8 protein-coding genes are annotated in these 6,796 nt (G+C 65.9%); 2 read left to right on the top strand and 6 right to left on the bottom strand.

The features are described 5' to 3' along the window. Positions 1-182: 182 nt before the first annotated feature. The 6 genes from ACQR1L_RS33430 to ACQR1L_RS33405 all read right to left on the bottom strand — a co-directional run bounded on the left by ACQR1L_RS33430 (position 183) and on the right by ACQR1L_RS33405 (position 4,864). Positions 183-746, bottom strand: a complete 564-nt coding sequence (locus tag ACQR1L_RS33430) for a MerR family transcriptional regulator (protein ID WP_434862165.1) — start codon at positions 744-746, stop codon at positions 183-185. Between the two features lie 116 nt (positions 747-862). Then, a complete protein-coding gene (locus ACQR1L_RS33425; protein WP_434862164.1) occupies positions 863-1,222 on the bottom strand; it encodes an integration host factor subunit alpha in 360 nt (119 codons plus the stop codon). A gap of 124 nt (positions 1,223-1,346) precedes the next feature. After that, on the bottom strand, positions 1,347-2,321 hold the full coding sequence (locus tag ACQR1L_RS33420) for a beta-ketoacyl-ACP synthase III (protein WP_434862163.1): 975 nt from the start codon (positions 2,319-2,321) through the stop codon (positions 1,347-1,349). Further along, positions 2,318-3,379 carry a phosphate acyltransferase PlsX gene (plsX, locus tag ACQR1L_RS33415; protein WP_434862162.1) on the bottom strand — a complete coding sequence of 354 codons (1,062 nt, stop codon included), beginning with the start codon at positions 3,377-3,379 and terminating at the stop codon, positions 2,318-2,320. The genes ACQR1L_RS33420 and plsX overlap by 4 nt, the downstream gene beginning before the upstream one ends. A gap of 320 nt (positions 3,380-3,699) precedes the next feature. Next, complete coding sequence (locus ACQR1L_RS33410) at positions 3,700-4,323, bottom strand: YceD family protein (protein ID WP_434862161.1); 624 nt, start codon at positions 4,321-4,323, stop codon at positions 3,700-3,702. 4 nt (positions 4,324-4,327) lie between these two features. Next, positions 4,328-4,864 carry a ubiquinol-cytochrome C chaperone family protein gene (locus ACQR1L_RS33405; RefSeq protein ID WP_434862160.1) on the bottom strand — a complete coding sequence of 179 codons (537 nt, stop codon included), beginning with the start codon at positions 4,862-4,864 and terminating at the stop codon, positions 4,328-4,330. 116 nt (positions 4,865-4,980) lie between these two features. Here ACQR1L_RS33405 and ACQR1L_RS33400 point away from each other — a divergent pair, with 116 nt between their 5' ends. Together ACQR1L_RS33400 and ACQR1L_RS33395 are read left to right on the top strand one after the other, a co-directional pair. Then, positions 4,981-5,466, top strand: coding sequence for an outer membrane protein assembly factor BamE (locus ACQR1L_RS33400; RefSeq protein ID WP_434862159.1), 486 nt, complete (start codon positions 4,981-4,983; stop codon positions 5,464-5,466). 157 nt (positions 5,467-5,623) lie between these two features. Continuing rightward, positions 5,624-6,631: a Bug family tripartite tricarboxylate transporter substrate binding protein gene (locus tag ACQR1L_RS33395; RefSeq protein WP_434862158.1), complete on the top strand. Its 1,008-nt coding sequence runs from the start codon at positions 5,624-5,626 to the stop codon at positions 6,629-6,631. Positions 6,632-6,796: the final 165 nt, after the last annotated feature.

The following is a 6,796-nucleotide window of genomic DNA, read 5'->3' as shown; positions in this document are numbered from 1 at the left end:
GCCTCCTTCCGCAAGAGACTGACAGGGAATCAGACGTTCTTCCCGTATTCAACATCGATGTGTGAATACGGTAGCCCCGCAAGGGGAGGGAGCGCAGCCGACTCGCGGCGCCCGGCTCGGATCTGCATTGGCAAATGGATGCCAGGATCGACAGGCCTGCTTTTTTGAGGGGCAGCCGCCCCTCAAACCTCCTTCATCGCCCGGTCGAGCAGCGCGCGGCAGTCGAGCAGGTCCTTGAGCACGACTTCGAGCTTTTCGCGCTCCTCCGGCTTCATACCGGCGCGGGTGGGCGGACCGACGCGGAAGGTGTCGAGGATGTCGTCCTCGGTGTCGACGAAGCGGAAGTCGATGCCCTCCTCCTCGGAAGCCTCCTCCTCTTCATCCTCCGATTCGACCTCGGCCTCGCCGATCGGCTCCTCCTCCATCATCGCCTGGCCGAGGGTTTCCTCGAGAGCGCCGAAGGAGACGGCCGCGGAGGTATCCGCGAGCCCCTGGACCGACTTGACGCCGTGCTCCTTCAGGATGCGCTGCACGCCCTTGATCGTGTAGCCTTCGCTGTAGAGCAGACGGCGGATGCCCTTGAGCAAATCGACGTCGTCGGGCCGGTAATAGCGCCGGCCCCCGCTTCGCTTCATCGGCTTGATCTGGGCGAACCGGGTCTCCCAAAACCGCAGCACGTGCTGCGGGATGTCGAGCTCCTGCGCGACCTCGCTGATCGTCCGAAACGCATCCGGCGCCTTGTCCAAATGCCCGTTCCCCTTCGATCGTGCTGACAAGATGTGACGCTAGGCTACGCTGACAATGAGACTGATCCGGCCGACCGCTCGGGTCAGGCCACGCTTTCGGCCGCGATCGTCCGCGGCTACTCGGTCTCGGCGGAAAGCTCCGAGGGAGCCGCCTCGCCGTTCATCTTGCCGTTGGACTGCTGGCCGTTGATGCGCTGCTTCAGGATCGCGGACGGCTTGAACACCATCACCCGCCGCGGCGAGATCGGCACCTCGGTGCCGGTCTTGGGATTGCGTCCGATGCGCTGACCCTTCTTGCGCACCATGAACGACCCGAATGACGACAGCTTGACCGTCTCGCCCCGCTCGAGACAATCGGTGATCTCCTTCAAGACCAGCTCGACGAAGGCGGACGACTCCGTCCGCGACAGGCCCACCTTCTGGTAGACCGCCTCGCACAGATCGACGCGTGTGACTGTTTTTCCGGTTCCCGCCATCGCCTGCCCCAAACTCTCGGCGAATAATTCGGCCCGGAAATTAAGAGGTTAAGCCGCCTTGGTCAACAGCAGCGTGAAGCCAAGTGTGGCGGTTAAGTCGATAAAATCCCGCCCTGCGGCAAGCTTACCAGCGCACCAGGGCCGAGCCCCAGGTGAAGCCGCCGCCCATCGCCTCCAGGAGAACCAGGTCGCCCTTCTTGATCCGGCCGTCCTTGACCGCCACGTCGAGCGCCAGCGGGATCGAGGCAGCCGAGGTATTGCCGTGCCGGTCGACCGTCAGCACCACCTTTTCAGGCGCGATGTGCAGTTTATGCGCGGAGGCGTCGATGATTCGCTTGTTGGCTTGGTGCGGCACGAACCAGTCGATGGTCTGGGCGGACTGGCCGGTGGCCTCAAAGGCGTCGACGATGACGTCGGTGATCATGCCGACGGCGTGCTTGAACACCTCGCGGCCTTCCATGCGCAGATGGCCCACCGTCTGGGTCGACGACGGGCCGCCATCGACATAAAGCTTGGCCTTGTGGCGGCCGTCCGAGCGCAGATGCGTGGTCAGCACGCCGCGGTCCGCTGACGTGCCGTCCTGCTGCTGGGCATCCAGCACCAGCGCGCCGGCGCCGTCGCCAAACAGCACGCAGGTGGTGCGGTCGTTCCAGTCGAGGATGCGCGAGAAGGTCTCGGCGCCGATCACCAGCGCCCGCTTGAACGCGCCGCTGCGCAGGAAATTGTCGGCGGTCGCGAGCGCAAAGACGAAGCCGGAGCACACCGCCTGCAGGTCGAACGCCGCGCCATGATGGATACCGAGCCCGTTCTGCACGGCAACGGCCGTGGCGGGAAAGGTGTTGTCCGGCGTCGAGGTGCCCAGCACGATCAGGTCGATCGACTGTGGATCGACATCGGCGGCGGCAAGCGCGGCACGCGCGGCATTGATCGCGAGGTGAGAGGTGAATTCGCCGTCGGCTGCGACATGGCGCTCCCGGATCCCGGTGCGCTGAACGATCCATTCGTCCGAGGTCTCGATGCGGCTTGCCAACTCGGCATTGGTCACGACCCGCTGCGGAAGATAGGAGCCACAGCCGAGCACGACCGAACGTATTGTCACGAGACAGCCTCCTGGGCGACGGGTGCGGAGGCGAACGCTCCGCCGTCGCGATTGAGTGTTTGATTGATCTTGGTCAGGAGATCGCAGCGGGCCATCTCATAGCCAACCCTGACGGCCGAGGCAAAGCCCTCGGCATCGGTTCCACCATGGCTCTTGACGACGATGCCCTTGAGCCCGAGCACCACGCTGCCGTTGGAGCGGCGCGGATCGAGCCGGGCGCGCAGCGCGGCGAAGGCGCCGCGGGCGAACAGATAGCCGATCCGGGCCATGACGCTGGCCTGGATCGCGCCGCGCAGGAATTCGGTGACCTGGCGTGCCGTGCCCTCGGCGGCCTTCAACGCGATGTTGCCGCTGAAGCCCTCGGTCACGACCACGTCGGCGGCGCCCTTGCCGATGCCGTCGCCCTCGACGAAGCCGATATAGTCGAGCTGCGGCAGGTTCATCGCGCGCAGCTGCTCGGCCGCCTCGCGGATCTCCTCATGGCCCTTCATCTCCTCGACGCCGATATTGAGGAGGCCGACGGTCGGTTTCGGCTTGTTGAACAGCACGCTCGCCAGCGCGCTGCCCATCACCGAGAGCGCGACGAGGTGGTGGGCATCGCCGCCGATGGTCGCGCCGAGGTCGAGCACGACCGATTCGCCGCGCGTGGTCGGCCAGATCGCCGCCAGTGCCGGACGGTCGATGCCATCCAGCGTGCGCAGGCAGAAGCGGGCCATCGCCACCAGCGCGCCGGTGTTGCCGGCGGAGACCGCGACGTCGGCCTCGCCCTTCTTGACGGCTTCGATGGCGAGCCACATCGACGAGGTCTTGCGGCCCCGCCGCAGCGCCTGGCTCGGCTTGTCCTCCATGCTGATGGCGACATCAGTGTGAATGACGCGCGACACCGCCTTCAGGCGCGGATGCCGGTCGAGTTCGGCCGCGATCTTGGCGCTGTCGCCGAACAGCAGGAATTCGGTGTCCGGATGGCGGCTCAGCGCGATCGCGGCTCCGGGGATGACGACGGCCGCGCCGAAATCCCCGCCCATGGCGTCCAGCGCGATTCGAACCTTTTGAGGCATGACGTCCCGGAAACCTGATCTCGAGCTTGATCTCGTCTTGGCCGCGTCTCGTTCGGCCGTGTTGGCGGTCGTTCTTGGTGGCACTGCGCGGCCAGGGAACGGGCCCGAGGCCGGCAGCGCGGTTTGTCGCACCCCGGCCCGGCGCGACAATAGCGTCTCTCCGTGTCGAAACAACCTCCCGGGCGCGTGGCATTTTGCAACCGCGCGACCTGGCGGAGGGCGGGAGGCCGACAGTGTTCCCTATCGAAATCAGTCACTTGAAGCGATTTCGGAAGGCTTTGTGGCAGCGCGGGCGCGTGGCCGGCCTGCACATTCGGACATCAATCCTCATCCGTTTTCTTCGCGGGCGTCCCGATCGGCGTTGCTCCCGCTGACGTTTTCAACGCCTTCAGCGCCGCGAACGGGTGGTCCTCCGGGGCGACGGCCGCCGCCGGCGGCTCGAACATGGCGCCCGGCTTGCGCGGATAGGGATCGATCCCGAGGAACAGCGCGTCGGCGGCGAGCCGGCCGAGGTCGATCTGGCCGCCCATGATCGGCTCCGGCGGGTCGGCGGTGTCGACCTCGCTGTTCGGATCGTCCTCGACGAAATCCGCGAGCTCCGGAATCTGGTCCGGCGGCGCGAACATCTGGTCGATCGGCTCGTCGATCTCGGTCTCGATCGGATCGAGCGTGACCACGCAGGTCTGGCCGATACGAGCGCGCACCCGCCCCTCGACATGCACCTTGCCATCGCGCTTCTGCTTCACGTCGAACGAGGCATGCGCCGACAGCACCTCGCGCAGTTCGCCGATCTCGGCCAGCGCACGCCGGGTGGCCGCGTCGGCCTCGATCTCGCGATGCAGCCCGGCGTCCGGGATCTGCGCCACGATCACGGGCGGTGCCCGCCACGGATCCTTCGAGGGATCTCGTCCCGGCTCGCGGGATGCGTCTCTGTCTCTGCTCATGTCGTCAGTCCTGCTGAACCGGTCGCGGGAAGCGCCAGGCCGCGCCGAGCAGCTTGGCGTCGTCGAGGCCAGCGAGCTGTGCTGCGACCCGGCCTGCATAGGCGGCAAGCCCTGCCGCGCTGTCCGGATGGTCTCCGTTCAAGATATTCTTCTGCAGCGCCTCCGCCAGCCGGGCCTCGCTCTCGGACCAGGCCAGGTCATAGGCGGCGGTGCGGCCATAAAATGCCTCGCCGAACTTCTGCATGCGCTTGGGCACGGTGAGGTCGCCGACCCCCATCTCGCGGAGATTGTCGTCCATGTCGTCGCAGAACCGGTCGAACAGCGCCTGCGACAGCTCGGTCCCCACCCCGCGCAGCCTGCGGAGCACCAGCCAGAGGTGCAGAATCAGCAGATCGAGCCGTCCATCGACCGTGTCGGGGACATTTAAGTGCCTATAAAACAACGGCTCTCGGGTTTGCGCCACGATCATGCCATAGATCGGCTCGATGGTCCCGCGCGGGGACGGTCCGGACTTCCTGAAACGGTTGAATGGCCAGAGCATGAGGATTCCGCGGCTGAGAGTTCCGAGCTTGCTCGGGGGCATGTTGCAATCCGCGACTTTGCCCGGTACGTCAACGCCCTGCCCGACGCAAGGGGACGGGATCCGATCTTAAGAAGATGACCCAGACAATGCGAACGACTGCCCGCCTGCTCTCCCGCGGCCTGAGCCCCCGTCTGCGCACCCGTGCGCTTACTCTTGGCGCGATCGCGCTGATGGGCCTGGCGCTCGCCGCCTGCACGGGCGAGCAGTTCCAGAAGGGCTACATCATGCCGCCCGGCGCGCTCGAGCAGATCCCGATCGGGGCGAGCCAGGACCAGGTGCTGATCGTGATGGGCACGCCATCGACCGTCGCGACGCTGGATGGCGAAGTGTTCTATTACATCTCGCAGCGCGCCGAACGCCCGGTCGCCTTCATGAACCAGAAGGTCGTCGATCAGCGCGTCATCGCGATCTATTTCGACAAGAACCGCCAGGTCCGCCGGCTCGCCAATTACGGCATGAAGGACGGCAAGATCTTCGACTTCGTCAGCCGCACCACGCCGACCTCGGGCCAGGAGCTCAGCTACCTGACGCCGCTGTTCAAGCTGCTCAGCTTCAACTGATCATGACCTCATCGCCGCGTCCCGGAGTATGATTTCGGGGCACGGCAGGAATCGTCCCCGCTGCGCTGATTGGCGCAGCCGATGTCGCATGCCTGCGCTTGCTCTGGCGGCGCAATCGTCCCTACCCTCCCGCAAAACAGAAGCCCGGGAGGAATCATTGACCCATCGCATCGCGCTGTCGCGCCGCAAGCTATTGTCCGGCGCCGCCGCGCTCTCGGCCGCCGCCCTTCTGCCGCGCACGAGCCTCGCCGACTGGCGGCCCACCGAGACGGTGAAACTGATCGTGCCGGCCGCGCCGGGCGGCAGCACCGACGTGATGGGCCGCCTGCTGGCCGCGCATCTGCAGACCGCGTGGGGGCAATCGGCCGTGGTCGAGAATCGCTCGGGCGGCGGCGGGACGATCGGCACCGCCGAGGTCGCGCGCAACACCAAGGGCGACGGCTATACGATCCTGATCGGCAATCCCGGACCCAACGCGATCGCCTATTCGATCTTCCGCAACCTCGCCTACAAGCCGGATCAGCTGCAGGCGGTGTCCAACATGATCCGCATCCCCAACATCGTCTCCGCGCATCCCTCGACCGGGATCAAGTCGATTCCCGAGCTGATCGCCTATCTCAAGGCCAATCCCGACAAGCTGAACTATGCCTCCTCCGGGGTCGGCCAGAGCCCGCATCTCACCGGCGCCTGGTTCCTGCAGCTCACCGGCCTGAAGATGACGCACATCCCGTTCCGCGGCGCTGGTCCTGCGCTGCAGGCCGCGCTCGCCGGCGACGTCCAGATCCTGTTCGACAATCTGTTTCCGTCGCTGCCGCAGATCCAGGACGGCAAGCTGACCGGGCTGTGCGTGACCACGCCGGAACGCAGCGCCAACGCGCCCGAGCTGCCAACCATGCGCGAGAGCGCGCCGGAGCTGGCCAAGTTCGATGTCTCGTCCTGGTTCGGCGTGTTCCTGCCCAAGGCCTGCCCGCCCGAGATCGTCAATGCCCTCAATTTGCAGGTCAAGGCGCTGCTGGAGCGCGAGGACATCCGCAAGAATATCGCGGCGATGGGCGCACGGGGCGATTACGGCACACCGCAGCAGTTCGGCGAGTTCGTGCAGGCCGAGACCGCGAAATTCGCCTCGATCATCCAGAAGGAAGGGCTGCAGATGGATGTGCAGTGATGCCGGCCCCGAAGAGTATAAAGGTAAGGCGCGTGGTGTAACGGCACCTTAAGCGAGATGATGCGATAGATGGTCGCCGCGTGTCTTTGATCTGGTTTTGAGATACCGTCAGCGGATGCCGGGTCGCCCCCACCCCTGGAGGCCGATCCGATCCCCGGTGGGCAG

Source organism: Bradyrhizobium sp. HKCCYLR20261, from assembly GCF_051168435.1.
Taxonomy (GTDB): Bacteria; Pseudomonadota; Alphaproteobacteria; order Rhizobiales; family Xanthobacteraceae; genus Bradyrhizobium.
This window is presented reverse-complemented; position numbering and strand designations above follow the sequence as displayed.